Origin of the sequence: Rossellomorea sp. y25 (genome assembly GCF_038049935.1) — a bacterium.
In the GTDB taxonomy this organism is placed as follows: Bacteria; Bacillota; Bacilli; order Bacillales; family Bacillaceae_B; genus Rossellomorea.
Genome location: NZ_CP145886.1, coordinates 3895116 through 3913706 on the forward strand (window position 1 = coordinate 3895116; position 18591 = coordinate 3913706).

General features: G+C 39.5%; 7 protein-coding genes. 3 read left to right on the forward strand and 4 right to left on the reverse strand.

From position 1 onward, the window contains the following. The first annotated feature begins 454 nt into the window (after window positions 1-454). On the forward strand, window positions 455-1087 hold the full coding sequence (locus tag AAEM60_RS19730; protein WP_341358028.1) for a YdeI/OmpD-associated family protein: 633 nt from the start codon (window positions 455-457) through the stop codon (window positions 1085-1087). Window positions 1088-1363: 276 nt separating this feature from the next. Then, window positions 1364-2080, forward strand: coding sequence for a TIGR02206 family membrane protein (locus AAEM60_RS19735; protein WP_341356935.1), 717 nt, complete (start codon window positions 1364-1366; stop codon window positions 2078-2080). 162 nt (window positions 2081-2242) lie between these two features. On the opposite strand, the gene AAEM60_RS19740 is transcribed toward AAEM60_RS19735, so the two are convergent. Together AAEM60_RS19740 and AAEM60_RS19745 are read right to left on the reverse strand one after the other, a co-directional pair. Next, window positions 2243-6334, reverse strand: coding sequence for a S8 family serine peptidase (locus tag AAEM60_RS19740; protein ID WP_341356936.1), 4092 nt, complete (start codon window positions 6332-6334; stop codon window positions 2243-2245). A gap of 132 nt (window positions 6335-6466) precedes the next feature. Then, entirely contained in the window at window positions 6467-7813 is a 1347-nt protein-coding gene (locus AAEM60_RS19745) for a helix-turn-helix transcriptional regulator (protein ID WP_341356937.1), read from the reverse strand. Window positions 7814-7957: 144 nt separating this feature from the next. Here AAEM60_RS19745 and AAEM60_RS19750 point away from each other — a divergent pair, with 144 nt between their 5' ends. Further along, window positions 7958-9184, forward strand: coding sequence for a helix-turn-helix transcriptional regulator (locus AAEM60_RS19750; protein WP_341356938.1), 1227 nt, complete (start codon window positions 7958-7960; stop codon window positions 9182-9184). Window positions 9185-9248: 64 nt separating this feature from the next. On the opposite strand, the gene AAEM60_RS19755 is transcribed toward AAEM60_RS19750, so the two are convergent. Both AAEM60_RS19755 and AAEM60_RS19760 read right to left on the reverse strand, forming a co-directional pair. After that, window positions 9249-13409 (reverse strand): S8 family serine peptidase, encoded by a 4161-nt coding sequence (locus AAEM60_RS19755; RefSeq protein WP_341356939.1) that lies wholly within the window; start codon window positions 13407-13409, stop codon window positions 9249-9251. A 668-nt stretch (window positions 13410-14077) separates the two neighbouring features. Next, complete coding sequence (locus AAEM60_RS19760) at window positions 14078-18229, reverse strand: S8 family serine peptidase (RefSeq protein ID WP_341356940.1); 4152 nt, start codon at window positions 18227-18229, stop codon at window positions 14078-14080. Window positions 18230-18591 lie beyond the last annotated feature (362 nt).

Consider the following 18591-nt stretch of genomic DNA (forward strand, 5'->3'; position numbering starts at 1 on the left):
TCCTAAATTTAGAGGTATTAATGCCCAATATAATGTATGATTGAAATGAAAGAAGTCTATATTCACATACGAATAATTCCGACACGAGACGAAATAACCAGTCATATATAACTATCTCAATCCCCCAAATTTGTCGGTAAGGTCGATGAAGAATCCTCCCAATTCTTTACAAGAAACAATTATATTCTATAATTAGGAATAGGAATAAGGGCAAGAATGGTACTTGTAGTGTCTCGCTGTTCTCGTAAACCTTACTGCTTATCATCCAGGAGAGCAGTGGTTGATTTCCGCTTTAATCAGCTAAGAAGGTTCCCACTAGTAATCGCCCGAATAGATCCACAAAAATAGAACTCTATTCATTTTAACTGAATTCACTTTCACTCTACTCTAATTTTTGGAGGAATTACATTTGACCACTATCATTGACAAATTAAGATTAACCAAATATCAAAATATGGCAGTCCTTCATCAGCCCGATGATTATTCTATCTTTACAGGTATGCCGACATCTCTTTCTGAGAATCACGAAGCTATCTTTATATTTGTTAAAACGATTGAGGAGATGGATGAACATTTAAACAAGATCCTTCAGAACGAAAAAGTCCTGCTTCCAAAAGGTTATCTTTTTTTCGCATATCCGAAAAAAGGGAATACTCGATTTGATACCTATATTCACCGTGATGAATTGTTTCCGGCAATAAATGTTGGGAAAGATGGTTATATCGGGGACAGCGATATCAAGTTTTCACGTATGGTGAGTATGGACGATGTCTTTACGGTTATCGGCATGAAACGTGAAAAGAAAAAAGTAGCGAAGACACCTGCTTCGAGTCAATGTGTTGCAGATTATGAGGGAAATGTAAAGGACGTGGAAGCATTACTAAAAGACCATCCGGCAGAGTTGAAATTCTATCAAAACCTGACGCCTGGTTATCAAAAAGACTGGGCAAGGCAAATCTTTTCGGCTAAACAGCAATCCACACGTGACAAAAGAACCCATCAGATGATTGAAATCTTGTCTGAAGGATATAAGACGCTGGATCTATATCGTAGAAAAAAGAATCAGAAAAAAGAATCGAGTGAGTGATATTATCATTCACTCGATTTTTCTTACCTCTTTACATCATTTCTAAATATAAAGTGCCGATCACTAGAATCGACACAATGGATCCTTTTGTTATTTAATAGAAACTGTATTTGCATCAGAAATGATGATGGATAATCCTCATTTCCACTTTTTTTATTTGCTTTTACCTTAATCTCAACTTCAATATTTTAGTTTAAAAAGCATAATAGCCGTATAAAAACCATCCCAAATGCACACCATATGTTTGCTCTATATTTAAACTAGGGGTGGGAAATCATGGATTGGTTTGGCCACAGTCATCAATCTTTCCATTTTAGCTTGTTTTCTGTAAGTCACGTTATTATATTAGCCATCTTTATATTTATTGCAGTCATCCTTTTTCTTTACCGAAAAAATGTGAATGAAAGTAAATGGAGAAAAATTGAAAAAGGAACAGCTTATTCCTTGATTATAATGGAGATCATGAATCATGTATGGATGTATGTACATGGAGTATGGAAATTCGGCCGTTCCATGCCTTTGGAGTTGTGTAATATCGCTGTCATTTTATGTATCTGTTTACTATTGACCAGAAAAAAAATATTCTTTGAATTATTATTTTTTATTGCTGTTTTAGGTGCGACACAAGCAATCATTACTCCCGCATTGACATATGATTTCCCTCACTTTCGATTTCTTCACTTTTTCTATTCGCATTTGTTCGCCGTATGGGTAACGTTGTATTTTACGTTAGTAAAAGGGTATCACCCAACATTCAGGTCGTTTACAAAACTTATTGTCTTTATTAACCTCCTAATGCCGATCATCTTGTTCGTGAATAAGCAGGCAGACGGAAATTATTGGTTTTTACGCCACAAACCAAAAAGCCCAAGTCTATTTGATGTACTGGGACCGTATCCGTGGTATATCTTAACGCTTGAAAGTGTCTTAATTGTAATTAGCGTGATTACATGGCTCATCTTACGAAAAATGCGGGGAACAATCTCGGCCTGAAACAAGACAATGATTCTAATTGGCACAGTGCTAAAAAAGAGATCCTTTGTTTCTTAGATGAGTGTTAGAGGAAAGGGACATTCATTAAAAATAGAGTGTTTAAGGAATTAAACCTTAAACACTCTAACGGACTCTTATAATATTGCTCAATGTTCTGTGAACTTATTGGACTCCAAGCTCTTCCAGAATCCTCTCCAATGATTTGCCTTTGTAGTTCTGTTTCGCTTTCGGAGCATTCTCTGCCGTTGGATTTTTCATGAGGTAATTCTCTTTCACATATCCAATGTCTGCAGCATCAACGGTACCGTCGAAATTAATATCTGCATTACGATCGGATGTCCCCCACTTCTCTTGAATGTAAACAGCATCCATCACATCAATAACATCGTCTTTATTTACATCACCGGCTTCAAGTGTTGTGAACAAGATATCTTTATATCCATAAGAACCCATTTTAAAAGTTTTATGGAATGTGAAATGACCTGGTACATTCAATTCCAGATTGAGTTGTTCATCAATTACTGTTAAAGGTAAATTGAAGTCAAACCCTGGTCCATTCTCTATAGTTCCTTCATAAACTGTTCCATCCACACCAGTCATTTTTGCTTCTGCACTGAGTGTTGAATAGTCAATATTCGTCGCAGGATCACCATTATATGGGTTCATGAATGCCTCCGTTTTAATGGTACCTTCAACCCTTGCTTCGGGCTTCATACGAAAATGAGGTGCTGCATTAAACAACATGTCTTGAGTGTTTCCTTCAGCATCGGTAATGGAAGTCCTCAGACTACTTGGTGAAAGTGTTCCCCCATACCACTCATCTTTTACCTTATACGTCACGTTGACTAAAGGCAGATCTCCAGACAAAGGCTGCTGTCCTTCCTTCAAGGTTGCGGTAACCTCTAACTGTGAAGAATAAGGGGAAGAATTATCATTTTCAACCTTCACTGAAATTTTATCACTCATGCCTGATGCTGGTTTAACCTCTGCAATATCAACATAATAATTATTATAGTTGAATGTGTAAACTGCTTCTTTAACATTCTCCACATTATTTAAGGAGAGAGCGACATCCAAAGTTTCACCCATAAATGCTGCCCGTCTGTCTGGCTGCACGAGTGCATAAGGCTCACCTTCTCTGATGAAGTAAATGTCACTGCTTTCTACATATGTTCTGTTAGTGGCAGGATCGATCCCGGTAAAATCAAGATGCATTGGTCTTGTTTCGTCCATTGGAATGTCAACGGAAAACGTTCCATCTTCATTTACCGGCAGTTCTCCTCTATTTCGGAAATTAAGATAATCGCGATAGACAACCTTATTATCTCCTTGAGTAACATCAACCCCTGCTTCTTTCATTTCCCCAATTTCTTTATCGAAGATTGAACCTGTAATCTTGACTGTTGTTTCTTCTGGCTTATATTCATATACACCCGACTCAGGTTTTAGAGAAAGCTTTGGTGCATTATAGTCAATGGATAGTGTATCCGTTTCCGAGAAAGTCTTTCCTTCATCGTTTGTGGCAACGACCTTTACTTTATAAAAACCAGGCTCAGCACGTTCCGGATGATGAGCAAGTGGTTTGTCTGGACTTCCTGTCAGTGGGTAGTAGATCCCATCAAAGGCATTTTTTAAAGTCAAATCACCATTAGTTAAGCTCGAAGCAAATCCATCAACTGATCCAATAAACCCGATTTCCTTGTTTGTTTTTCCATCTACTAGGAATAGGTCAAGTGTTTTCATATGTGATTTTAAATTGAATGTTGCGTCAATAAATCGAGTCATACTTACATCAAAATAATTGTAAGGAAAGGTCATTGCTTCATGGCTAAGGTTGTAATAATTGATTCCTTCTTCCACCGTTTGAATGGCAAAAGGAACCTGGTAGGATTCATCCGGATTGTTTCTATTGGTATACACGATATATCCTTCATATGTGCCCAGCTCTGCTGTTTTTGGAATCGTCATGAATACACTCGTTTTCTTCTTGGCATTTCCGTTAACTTTTATTGTTGAATTGGTTGTAAGGTTCACTCCGTTTTCCGAAGCATCCTTTGAGCTTCTGCGATCCTTTTGGAACTGTACCGTTACATCAAATGTTTTGGATTCTTTACTGTTGTTGTATAGGACAAGGGAACGATCCTCTGTTAGATGTTTGCCATTTGGGGCAAATGTACCGAAGCTGATAGCTCCCGTGTTATTGTCTATGCTTTTTTCTTTTCCATCAACTGGATGCAACGTTTTGCCCAGCACTTCAATTCTTGTGTTTGAATGGACAGCTTCATATGGATCGACAACACCGGAACCTACTTCGTACACACTGTAATCTCCATTTAACGGATCTGCCGTATTCATTAAAATTTGCTTAACTTCCGATGGTGATAATTCTGGATTTGATTGTATTAATAACGCTGCCACACCCGCGGCATTTGGACTTGCCATTGATGTTCCGGATAATCGGTCGTAGGCGTATTCATACTTCCCTATTTGATCTTCTCCATGCATATAGGATGGGATTGTTGAGAATACAGAGACACCAGGAGCTGTTACTTCCGGTTTAATGTCATATGTTGTACGTGCGGGACCACGGGAGCTGAAGTCTGCCAATTTGTTTCCTTCGGTCGTTTCTTGTCCCATTTCATTAAAAGAGAATGTTGCTTCTCCGGCAGAGACTTTCTTTTTCAGCTCATTTCCTTGTTCGTAAGATAGATTGAATGTCGGGACAAATTGATAGCCTTCCCCTAAATAGGTAGGGATGAAGCCTTCTTCCGGAATATTATTATAGAGCAAAACAGCTTTTGCACCTTTTTTATAAGCTATTGTAATTTTATCAACGAAACTTGTAATGCCACGTTGAATTAAAACGATTTTCCCTTCCACATTTTTATTATTATAATGGGATTCATATCCGAGGGAAACATCGATAACTGGAATACTTTGTCCCCTTAGCTCCTCCAAGTTATCTTCATACCCTTTTCCAAGTAATTTCAAATCTGCAGGAAGCGTGGTGTCTGCATGCAGTGTTCCTTTCGCCGTAACAACATTTTCGGATGTGTCACTGGCACCAACCGTTATAGCTAATGGGGCAGTTCCCGGAGAACCAAGTGTATACAAGCCACTGCCGCTGTTTCCGGCTGATACGACAGCTGTCACGCCGGCAAGTACGGCATTATTTACTGCAATACTTGTTGCATACATTGGGTTGTTGTAGCTTGCTCCAAGTGAAAGATTGATGACATCCAGATCATCCGCTACAGCTTGATCAATCCCTGCCAATACATCTTCTGTATATCCGGAACCATAGGGGCCCAAGACACGATAGACATATAAATCTGCATCTGGCGCTACCCCCGTTACTGCATGATCGACACTGTTGTCCCCTGTACCGGCAATGATCCCCGAAACGTGTGACCCATGATGAGTATAATAGTATGCACCTGTGAGGGGATTCCTTTCTCCGTATCCTGAGTTCTTCCAGTCTTCATACGTCGTTTCCATCGGATCATTGTCATTGTCCACAAAGTCATAGCCGCCCTTATAGGCATCCTTTAAATCAGGATGTTTATAATCAACGCCTGTATCCAGCACCCCTACCTTTATCCCTTCGCCGGTTAGTCCTTCAGCATGTAATTTCTCCACTCCTGGAAATGTACGCATTCCTGTTTCATTATTTTCGTTAGAGGATTCACCTTGTTGTACAGGAGGCTCTACATGTACCTCATCATTTGACCATACCGCTTTTACTTGGTTGGATTCCAATAAAGCCTTTACTTTGTTGGCAGGCAGTTCAATCGCAACACCATTAAAGGCATTTTTATACGACCTTTTTACTTTATAAACTTCTTTTTTCTTTTTTGTTTCATTTTTATAAATCTTTTGCAGATCTGATTTGAATGTTTTATGTGCTGCTTCAGCTTTTTGTTTAGCCTCGTCAAGTGACAGCTTCTTACCATTAGCAGCAGCCTCTACCACCGCTGTCTCAGCGGGCTTGTCCTTAAATTCTACAATGACAGATATTTCTTCTTTACTTTCGAGATTCGTTTCTGGGGATAGTTGCAGTCCTTCTAAATTGTTCACTTTTAATTGATTTAATGCTTGCCGCTGCCCGGGAGTCAATTTTGCCAGTACCTGGTCAATGGGTGAGGCTGTTGATGCGGCGGCGACCTGATCAAGAGGAGTCTGGGCAACAGGATTAAGCAATAACCCCGTGCCTAACGTTAAAGTTGTTAAACTTTTTGTCAATTTGATCTTCATTCATCTCTTCCCTTCTTCTTTTACTAAAGCTCATTTCGATTATATTTGGACTTGACGGGATATCATTTTTTGAAAATTCAATCAAATCAAAAAAAGAAAAAGAGCATTTTGCAGCTCTTTTCCTCAAATTAATTATTCCATTTTTCCTGTTTGTAACAGATTAGTATATTTTTTATCAAGTTGGGGTGTCGCATAAACTCTATAATTCCAAAAGGCTAACAAACATTTTTTGAACCTTTCCATATTCCCAATCCTATTTGATAAGTCCGCTACTTCTATAAGTTCATCCAAACCTTCTTCGAATTGACTGCTTTTACATTGGAACAAGGCGTGCGCATAGCGAAAGTCTAAATTCATTTTTTCTTTCAGCCATGGTTCCTTGCTTTCGGCCATATCGTCGATTACATGTTGGAACCTTTCTATGAGTGTATTGGCATCATTTAAACGATCTAATCGAACGTATGTCTCAAATATCCTAGGCAGTCCCACATATATATCTTCCCTTTTTTCCAGCCAGGAGAGATACTCATCTACATATTCCAACTTACCAAAATCCAACAGGGCTGCATAGCGATTACCTGCTGCAATTTCCGTATAATACTCGCTTATTATGGAGTATTCATCTATTATATTCAATACTTCTTCAAGGGAATTCCCTATCCTTGAAAGAGCAAGTCCCTTATACATTAAGGCTCGTCCATAATAGTCGCCTTCGGGTGCCAGTTTCTTTAATTTCTCTGCGTAATTCAGCACTAGCCTCCATTCCTCACGCCGATAATAATCTGCCATAATCCACATATAGGCCTCCAACCTGATCTCATTCGGCATATAAGCTAATTGATCTAACACAAAAGACAAGGCATGCTGTCCTTTGTCGGTCCCTCTTACAATATAGAATCTCCTGAAATAACTTACTGCAACTTTTTCTGAAAAGCGATCCGACTCACTTTCAATAATCACCTCATAGAGCGGGAGTGCCTTTTCGCCTATTCCTTCCTGAAAAAGATCTTCTGCAACATTAAATATATATAATAGATTTTTCTTTCTGACCGTTTTAGACTGTTCCTCCAGCATCAGATTTATTAAGTCACTGTAAAGGTTGACATACCCTTCCGCTGCACACTTATACAAGAACTGTATACTTCTGCGTTTGTCCGCATGGTTACCTTTATTTAAGCATTCCTCTAAATAGTACTGATAGAGAGTACCATCAGATAAGCCGAGTGCGTTTGTTATAGCATCCAGGTTTTGCAAAGAAAGAGGCTGCCTGTGATTAAAGAGGCGGCTGATCTCGCTTATATGAATACCGGATTCCTTGGAAAGTTCTGTTTTATTCCAATTTTTCATTTGCATATACTTCTGAATTTCTTGATAGAGAGCAGCATTCATTTGATTCACCTGTTCCTTTTCATAAAACGAATTGAGCTGTTGCCATGAACAAACTCCCTTGATTGATGTTAATTTGATAGAATTTTTCAAAAACATTATCCCATCAAATTCAATTATAATCAAAGGAAAATGATAGAAAGGTAACAATTAGAGAGGACTAAACAGGCTTTGTTGATACCTTAGATGGAATGTATTTATTCATTACTATTCTTTCAATTATGGAGTGGATGTGACATGGATAAGGGAAAAATCATAAAATTTTATCGTCAGAAAGCCAAACTAACACAAGAACAGCTTGGATATGGGATTTGTTCAAATACGCATGTTAGTAAAATCGAACAGGGGAAAACGGATTATTCTTCAGAGATCACCTCTTTGTTTTCTAAACGGCTCGGAATTGATATTGAAGAGGAGTTAATGCGGTACAAAAATATCAAGAGGCTTCTTCATTGCTGGCATGATGCGATGATCAGGCAACGCGATGAAGAAATCGAAACGATAAAAAACGAACTGGAGAAAGAACCATTAATAACGATCAGTGACTATCAAGTTCTTTATGAACTTCTGAACGCAAGATACCATCTACTACATTCTGAATTAAGACAGGCCGATAAAATCATAAAAGCTATAAAAAAGAAACATAAACATTTGCCACCCTACGAAAGAAATTTACTCAAGCATTTATCAGGCATGTATTACTTATCCAAAAAGGATGTATTAAAAGCGTTCTCTACCTTAGGAACAATTAACGTTGATGATTACAATAATGAAGAGTACTATTTAACGTTAGCGAGCTCCTACCTTGCCACAGGTTCAAAGGTAATGGCTTATTACTATGCAGAAAAGTCGTTGCGATATTTTATCAATAGTAATAATTTGCTTAAAATGATCGACGCAGAAATGATTATGTTGATGACGCGCGAAAGTGACGGATGCAGTGATTTTCAACAGAAAGTCGAACAATACGATGCTTTAATTCAAACTTGCGATATATGTCATGCTTTTGACAAGAAGGCACGGGTGCTTCATAACTTAGCTTATGAATACTATAATAGAAATAAATATGAATGTGCAAAACGACTGTACGAACAATCCATGTCCTTAAAAGAAAAAAAATCAACTTGTTATTTAATCTCTCTGGAAGGATTCATCCGGAGCAGCCATAAAGGTAATTTATTGGCGAATACCGAAATAGAAAACCTTGTCTTTGAAGGGATTTCCATTGCAAGGGAGCTCAGTGAATATTTATATTCACTCAGCTTTAAACTTCTTCACCTTCTCCTAAACAATCAACATACTGAATATTATAACTACCTAATCACTAACGCTCTACCATACTTTAAGAAGCGTGGTTATGTATCGTTGATCCAACAATACGAAAAGGAACTCTTTCATTATTACATGAAAACAAACGAAACCAATAAAGCTCTTGAGCTGGCGACAAAAGTATTTTCTGATTAATTAATTAATTATAGAATGGTTTTCAAAAAAAGCCAGGAATGTCCCCCTGGCTTTTTTGAGTTCACTAATTTCTTGTTTCAAGACCGATTGAATGGAATAATTTTTCCAACGTCACCTTGCCATGTTTTTCTTTTGGCTTTTTATTATCTTTGGCATCAGGCCCTTTTTCAAGGAAGTTTTTTTCTATAAATCGAAGATCTGATTCATCTACTTTTCCGTCTTGGTTTATGTCTCCCTTGTTAACCCCTACATTTTCTTTTCCATATGAGAAAACCGAGACGATCGCATCTTGTATATCAACCACCTTATCCCCATTCACATCGCCAGCCAGAGCTTTGCCCGTATCTACTAAGATCCGTACCCCGGCGAGATCTCCATCGACGTTTTTCACTAATTTCGCCGAGGCTTTGGTCGTGAGGTGACCTGGTACCTTTACATAGATTTCATACTCTTCTTCTGATAATGGAAGATTATCGATTGTAAAGTAACCATTGTCGAAAATCTCAGACGCTTCATATGTTTTCCCATCTGCTGCTTTTGCATATACTTTTGCACCAAGTTTAGAGTAGTCGATCGAAGCAGCCAATTGTCCATTTTCCTTATAGAAAGCTTCAGGATTAATAGTTCCATTCACAACAGAGTGACCGGCTAGAATTGTAAATGACTTGTCTTTAATTACACGAATCATTGTAGGACTGGAATCTGATGTTTTCTTATACTTAAAGGAACTCGTTTCAAATGTTATTTCATCTGGAGCATAGTATTCATCATTAATGACTTTAAATGTGACATCTAAGAATGGCAGATCTTTATCAATGAGGAAGCCATTTTGGTCGATCGAAGCCCCTACTTTAACGTTCCCAGTAGTTAATGTTGGCTCATCCAGATTTACTTTAACGCCTTTTTCATCGGCATATTGTTTAAATGTATCATTGACTTTGACATTTTGAAATTCAAGTAATTTATTATAAAAAGGTACGTTGTATTCCCCGGAGGCGAATTGCTTAATATTGTTTAAATTCAATGTCATTGTAATTTCGTCACCCATAAGAAGCTTTTCTTTGTCATAAGTAGGAACGGCATATTCAGCTCCTTCTTTTATGAACTTGTAATTTTTAATACCTTGTGGATACGCTTCGGATGCTGTAGCATTATTGAAGGCAAACAGGTTGGTATCTAAATAGGTCATACTGTCAATTCTTTCCTTCATAGCAGGGAATCTAAAGTTTCCTTCACTATCCAGGTTAAGAAATAAATGATTATAGAAGCTGTATTCCCACCAAAGTACACCATGGATTGATTGATCAATATTGATACCTTTCTCTTTGAGCTTGTCGACGGCATCATCGTATACATTGCCATGTAGCCATATTGCTTGGCCATCATACCCATCTTCTGTCGTATACATTGAATCATTCACTTCATAAAGGCCAGGTTCCATGGATAATTCTACTTTTGGAGGCGTATTGTCAATCATAACAATGTCGTCCTTACTATATGCTTTACCCTGCTCATCATACCCAATCATTTCAAACGTATAAATACCTTCCGGCAATTTCACCTTTTTATCAGAAATCGGCTGCGAAGGATCATTGGTGAATGGGTATACCAGTCCAGTAAAAATTTTTTCTCCCCAATAATCAATACCTGTCATTAAATGGCTTGCATCAATGGTTCCCATAAATCCAATTGCTTCTCCTGATCCATCTCTCACCAACATATCAATCGTCTTTAATTGGCTTGATAAATTGATGATTGCATTGGTATATGGCGTCGTATACGGATGAATATTAATGGGATCATTCGTAATCATCGGTCTTGTCAATTCCATCTTCTCAAATCCCTTATCTGTCACACGGATGGCAAAAGGGATTTGGTAGTTCTCTTCTTCATTTTTCGAATTGACAAGGTGAATGTATCCTTCATAACGTCCGATTTCCGCAACTTCTGAAACACGAATAACCGGCTCAATTTCTGCAGATTTTCCTTTTTCTACAGAAATCGTATCGGGCATCGTTACTTCTACCCCATTCTTGCCGGCATCTTGAATCTGTCCCTTAGCCGGTAAAAATTCAACATTTGTGATAAATTCCTTCGTATCTTTTTCATTTAGATTTTGAATTACGACTTTTCTGCTGTCTTCAATATGTCCTTCTTCCTCTTTAAAGTGAGTGCCGAAAGCAATGGAACCCGTTTCTTCATCAATTTCGACAAGGCTGCCATCTTGTTCATGCATCGTTTTGTCCAGAACCTTCACCAATGTATCCGCATGGACTGCCTCATGGACATCAATCCGGCCTGCGCCAACTTCATTAACGGAATAGTCACCATTCATTTCATCAGCAGTATTCATCAAAGCTTCCTTCACTTCAAAAGGTGTGTATTCGGGATGAGCTTGCATGATGAGTGCTGCAGCACCTGCTACGTGAGGAGAGGCCATTGATGTTCCACTTAGACGGCCATATGCAGCATCATAACTTTCTCCCTCTTCAGGATGATTGATAAACTCAGGAAAAGTTGAGGATATCGCCACACCTGGTCCTACGACATCTGGTTTAATGTCATCATTCCCGTGAGCTGGCCCTCTCGAACTGAATTCCGCTAAGTGATCTCCCCCTGTCTTGACGCTTCCTAACGACTCAAAGGTAATTTCTGATTGTGATTTCAGTTGTTCCCCTTCAGCCTTTGATATGCGGAAAGCAGGTATATAATTAGTCCCTTCGCCTATAAAAGCTTCTATTTCACCATCCACATTGTTATAAATAATCGCGGCTTTAGCACCTGCATCTTTTGCATTTTGAACTTTTTCATCGAAAGTAATGAGGCCGCGCTCAATGAACGCTACCTTACCAACTACATCTTTGTTAGTAAAATCGCTTTTTGCACCGATTCCCACTTCAATAATTGGAAGGGTCATATTCTGGAGGTCTTCCAAGTTATCTGTGAAATTTTGTGCTAATAGCTTCATATCCTTAATTTCTTGACCTCCCGAATTGGCAGTAATGGTCGGGATCGTTACTGACACATCGCTGGCACCAACTGTTATTCCTAATGCAGCCGATCCTGGAGATCCCAGTGTTTTTTCATTAGGGCCTGTGTTACCTGCCGAAACTACCGTAACAACGCCAGAGAGCATTGCATTGTTAACCGCTATAGACGACGGATTAAGAGGGTCATTGATATTAGACCCTAGAGACAGGTTGATAACATCCATACCATCTGTTACCGACTTATCAATACCTGCCATTACAGCAGCGGTTGACCCACTCCCATACGGACCTAATACTCGGTATGCATAAAGATCGACATCAGGGGCTACCCCCTTTACGGCTGCTGGAGAGCTGTTTTCCTTGGATGCTGCGATGGACCCTGATACGTGTGTTCCATGGTATGTATAATAACTGGAACCATTGAATTCAGGTCTCCCGGAATCCTTCCACTCCTGATAAGTCGCCTCCATGGGATCTGAATCATTATCGACAAAATCGTATCCGCCTTTATAAGAGACTTTTAAATCCGGATGGTTATAGTCAATACCTGTATCAATAACCCCAACTTTAATCCCCTCACCTGTAATATTCTCTTGGTGAAGCTTGTCCGCACCAATTTGTGAAAGACTGTCATCGACATTGGATGGAGTCCCTGAATTCATTTCTTTTGCCTCTTGTGGGAGATCAAGCTTAACTTCATTATCCTTCCACACTCGCTTCACGACTCCCGTACTGAGAAGCTCTTGAACTGCCCTGGCCGGCAACGTCATCGCTACCCCATTGAAAGCTGCATGGAATTCTTTCGTTATCTTGGCCTCCTCCATTTTTTCATCATCTGGTCTATTTAATTTTTTGACCTTTTTCCACTCTTTTTTGAACGTATCGTGCTCGCTTTCAGCTTTTTCTTTTGCAGAAGATAGAGACACTCTTTTCCCTTTGACAGCTTGCTTTGCGACCTCTACTTTTGCAGGAGCCTGATTAAATTCGACGATTACGTCTACCATTTCAGAGCTGTTTTGGTTTATCTCCGGCGATATGGTGAATCCAGGCGAGATCTCCAGCTCTTTCAATGCCTTCCTTTGCTGATCCGTTAAGTTCATCAACATCTGTTCTACGTTTTTCTGTTTATTCTGAAAATTTTCTACAGCGATAGCTCCTGATGGAATACCTGCGGAAACTAACAAACTGGCAATTACAGTGCCCTTAAAAATAGGTTTAAGCTTTCCTGTATTCATAACGTTCCCCCTGATTGTTTTTAATGGTTAATCACTACTAATACAACTGTTTACGAATGATTGAAGAGACAGACCACCGGCTAATAAATAGATCTATATAAAACAAATGGGTACCCTAGTTCAAATTTTATATAACCTTCTATAATGCGACAATGGGGGGAATTGTTCGATAATATCCAAGCTTTTACAATAAAATCTAAATCACTAACAGGAAAAAAGATCTACTTCTGAACTTGATGCGTTATCTATAATGAACATGTAATTAATTCGAATTGGTAGTTATTTGAAGTTTCCTTATGCATCTGTAATTAGCTGTTTTCCTAGAATAAAGCTTTAGGTACTTAGAAATATTTCAATGTGAGTCTATTCTCCTCTGAACCTGTAACTTATTAAACCATTACAATAGCAATAGGTGTTAAGGCCTGAAAATCACCAGAAAAATTCTCCCCGAAAAATGCCAATCTTATAGTCTAAACAGTTAGGGTGAAATTTGAGTTGTCGAAAAATCAAAGATAGTTTTTTAAAAATAGGGCTTTCAAAGCCTGTGCAGTTTATCTCCTTGGATATTTCACACCTCATAATTGATAGGTCATTCATTTGCATTCTGCTGCCAAGGTCTATTTCACAAAAAAAAGCAACGACCATTGGCCGTTGCTCACATTTTTTCCTTACTGAATATTTAATTCCTCCAACACACTTTCTAATGTTTGTCCGTTATGTGTTTTCACAGGTTCTGGAGAGTTATCCATCCAAGGATTTTGCTTCATGTAATTATTGATGACAAAGTGCATATCCATTGCGTCTACTACACCATCAAAGTTAATGTCTGCTTCGCGCTTGTCTGTGTTCCAACTCGATTGAATAGAAAGCGCGTCTTTCACATCAATCACATTATCTTTGTTCACATCCCCAGCATGGGCAGTATTATAATAAATTGTTTCTGTAAAAGGCTTTATTTCACCATTTTCTTTCAAACCGACTGTAAAGATTCTCTTAACAGTGAAATGTCCCGGCATATCTACCTCTAATGTGAATGGCTTATCAGTAATTGGTAATTTTGAACTGAAATAATAATTAATTGTACTACTTCCAAGAGTATGTGGATACTCTATTCCTGTTTCATCTGTTACTCTCACTTTTGCACCAGCTTTTACGTAATCAAATGTTGTTAATGGTTCTCCTGGAAGGTAAGGATTCTCAAATGCCTCTGGATTGACGTGAGACTTCAAAACAGAGTGCGTTCGTTCCACCAGATAAGGAATAGTGATGCTTTCTACGGATTTCATCGTATCCTCTGTATCGGTGTATGATGCTTTGAATTGATCAATACTTACATCTCCACCATCGGCATCATCTTTCACTTTATATGTGACATCCACCATCGGAATCGTTCCGCTTACTCCAGTTTGTGCCGCATCACCGGTTAATGTCGCGGAAATGGCTGTTTTTGTCCCCGTAAACCCATCTATTTCTACATCCGTATTCACTGTCTCAATATCCACTTTCCCATTCAATGTCTCGTGCGGTTTAACGCTTTCAAGCTCGACACCCGCTGACATTGGATTTATAAATGAATATTCTGCTTGCTTCATGTTTGTCATATTGTTCATTGAAAGGGTAAGCGTCACCGTATCGCCCGCTGTTACTTTCTTTTTAACCGGAAGAGCTGTTCCGTATTGAGTGCCTTGCTTCACATAATATACCTGTTTATAACTAGCATAGTTTCGTACTGTCGCAATGTTTTCTGCATACATTTTGACTGGTAGCACTGATACACCTGGGACGAGTGGAAGATCTGTAGTAAAGTTTCCGTCAGGGTCTAAAGGAACTTCGGTGCTAAATCTGCCGAACTGATAGACAAATTTATTATTAGCTTGTGATACATCCATACCCCCAGCTTTCATTTCTTCCACACCTGGATCGTAAACAGATCCTGTTAATGGGACTGTTGTTTGATCCGGACTATATTCAACCACACCAGAGTCCACGTTGAGATCCAGGGTTGGCTGCGTGACGCTAAAGTAAACCGGCGTATCTGAACTAAAGGTTTTTCCATGATCATTTGTCCCTACCATCTTGATTTTGTACAGCCCTGGTTCTGTTTGTTTCGTATCATACGCAATCGGATTATCCGGGTCTCCCGTTAATGGATAGTAATACCCTTCGTTCATTGCCCCGCCAAGGCGATATTCAATTTGCTCATCTGCACCCATGCCGTCCAAAGAGCCAAGGAATCCGATTTCTTCATTCGTTTTCGGATCGACCAGGAATAGATCCAGTGAACGCATATGAGATTTTAATTGGAAGTAAAGCCCGACACCCCATTTTATACCGTTATATCCAGCTTCACTCGCTACTGTAAACGCAGGAGGACTTGCCTCGATATGATCAATGCCCTCTTCCGCTGTATGAATGCCAAATGGAACGCGATACGTTTCATCCGGATCAGCTTTATTCGTGTACACAACGTATCCTTCATAATTTCCTAATTCAGCGGTTTTTGGAATTAGCATCGTCACCGCAGTTTTCTTTTTCTTACCAGCCTTCACCTTCACGGATTTCTTTGTCTCCAAGGTGACACCGTTGGCCGCCGCATCGTTAGCTTCGCGGGAATAATCATTAGCAAATCTTCCTTCTAATGTTTGGAATTCGACCTTCACATCATATGTTTTCGTTTCATTACTGTTGTTGATCAGTGTGACAGAGCGGGTCTCTCTTATATGCTTTCCATCAACAGCATGGCCGCCAAAGCTGAGAGCACCGGTCGTTTCTTTAATCGTTTGGATTCCCTCATCTGCAAGAGTGGCGGCTCCTCCATCACTCGTTTCCGTCTCATCATTTACTTGAATGCTCGTTTGAGCATGAATGGCTTTATACGGATCCACACGTCCTGCTCCTACTTCAAAAACGCTATATTCTCCATTTAATGGAGTTGCCGTATTCATGAGCCTCGCTTTGATATCGGCAGGCGTCATGTCAGGATCAGCTTGTTTTAAAAGTGCCGCAACCCCCGCTACATTTGGTGCTGCCATGGATGTACCGGATAAACCTTCATACGCATATTGATAGTTTCCGATTTGATCTTCTCCATGTATATATGACGGTACTGTAGACATGACAGCTACCCCCGGTGCGGTTACTTCCGGCTTAATATCATACAATACTCGGGACGGACCGCGAGAACTGAAGTCAGCTAATACATCCCCTCCAGTTACAATTGGATCACCCATTTCATCAAAGGAGAATGTTGCACTCCCTGAATCCATTGCTTGCTTCATTGCTTTTCCTTGTTCATCGCTTAGTGAGAATACAGGGATGGAATCAAACCCTTCTCCTAAATACACATCTTCCAGCGGATAGGCGTTGTATAATAGAAGAGCCTTCGCTCCTCCTTTTTTCGCATTATTTATCATAGAGCGAAGATCAATATATCCGCGTGTATCAAGGATAACTTTTCCATCCACATCTTTGTCAAAATAAGAACCGTTTTCTCCATCTATAACCTGAAAATTTTGTCCTTTTAATTCTTCTATTTTATTGTCAAAACCTCTGGCAACCAGCTTTAAATCAGCTGATACATTTGCATCTGCATGAAGCGTTCCTTTAAATGTTGGAATCGTAACAGATGTGTCACTCGCCCCGACAGTAAGCGCCAATGGAGAGGTACCTGGTGAACCAAGTGTATACATTCCATTTCCTGTGTTTCCTGCTGACACCACTGCCGTTACACCGGCAAGCACGGCATTGTTAACGGCAATACTCGTCACATACAACGGATCGTTGTAACTCGCACCAAGCGACATATTAAGCACATCCATACCGTCCTCCACTGCTTGGTCGATACCGGCTAATATCGCCCCGGTGCTACCAGTACCGAATGGACCTAGCACACGATACGCATGAATATCAGCATCCGGTGCTACTCCGGTCACCGCTAAGTCAGACTCGTTCGCCCCCTGCCCGGCAACGATTCCAGCCACATGAGTTCCATGCTGCGTAAAATAGTCTCGAGATCCTTTAGGTTTTCCTGCCTTCACCCAATCTTCATACGTTGTTTCCATCGGGTCATTATCGTTATCCACGAAATCATATCCGCCTTTATAGGCATCTTTTAAGTCAGGATGATTATAGTCGATTCCAGTATCGAGGATCCCTACCTTCACACCTTCTCCTGTGAATCCTTCGTGATGAAGCTTTTCGATGCCAGGAAACGTGGTCATCTTATTCGGTTCTGTTTGTTTCTCTGATTTTTCTTGTTCTGTGACAGGAGGCTCGACGTGTACTTCCAAATCACTCCAAACAGCCTTTACCTCTTTAGAATCAAGTAACTCTTTTGCCTTGTTGGCAGGAATGGTCATCGCCACACCGTTAAAGGCATGCTTATAAGACTGCTTGATTTTGAAAGATGATTTCTTTTGTTTCATCTCATTTTCGAAAATTGTTTGCAGGTCTCTTTGAAAGGTTTCATGAGCTGCATCTACTTTTTCTTTTGCTTTTGTCCTAGACAGGGATTTCCCTTCGAGTTCCGCTTCCAGCACCGCTGTCTTTTCCGGCTTATCCTTAAATTCTACAATGACAGAAATGGAATCGGCACTCTTTTGATCTACCTCAGGGGATAGCTGTAGTCCTCCTTGGACATTCGTTTGTAATTGTTTAATCGCTTGACGCTGCTCCGGAGTAAGCTTCGATAGTACTTGATCAATGCCTGAAGAGGGCTGTGCATGCACTTGGTGTGTTAGTGTGGCTGGTGCTAGACTACTGCCTACAAGTCCTGCACTAAGTGCCAACATTGTGACATTTTTGGTGATTCTCTTTTTCATCCGTCTTTTCCCTTCTTTCTTATCTGATGATATATTCATACTATTTAGATTTGATAGAATCTAACTTTTGCAAAATTTCATCAAATTCAAATTTTATCTCAAATGAGTTTCAGTTTAGAAGATAGGTATGTTGGTTTGCACAAGGTACTAGAGGCACATGACTTGTATCTGTTTAATGAATAGGTGTCAGGAGGAATTCTCATAGAGCAAACTAGTTTAGGGAGTGCCGGGTTAATCTCCTTCTTTACAAGAAAGAATTGGCCATTTTTCAATTTTATCAACAAATGCAATTTCACCCGAAATTCCTTAGTCCTTATTAAAAAAGTAAATCAATAAAAAAAGCCAAGAACGATATCACGTTC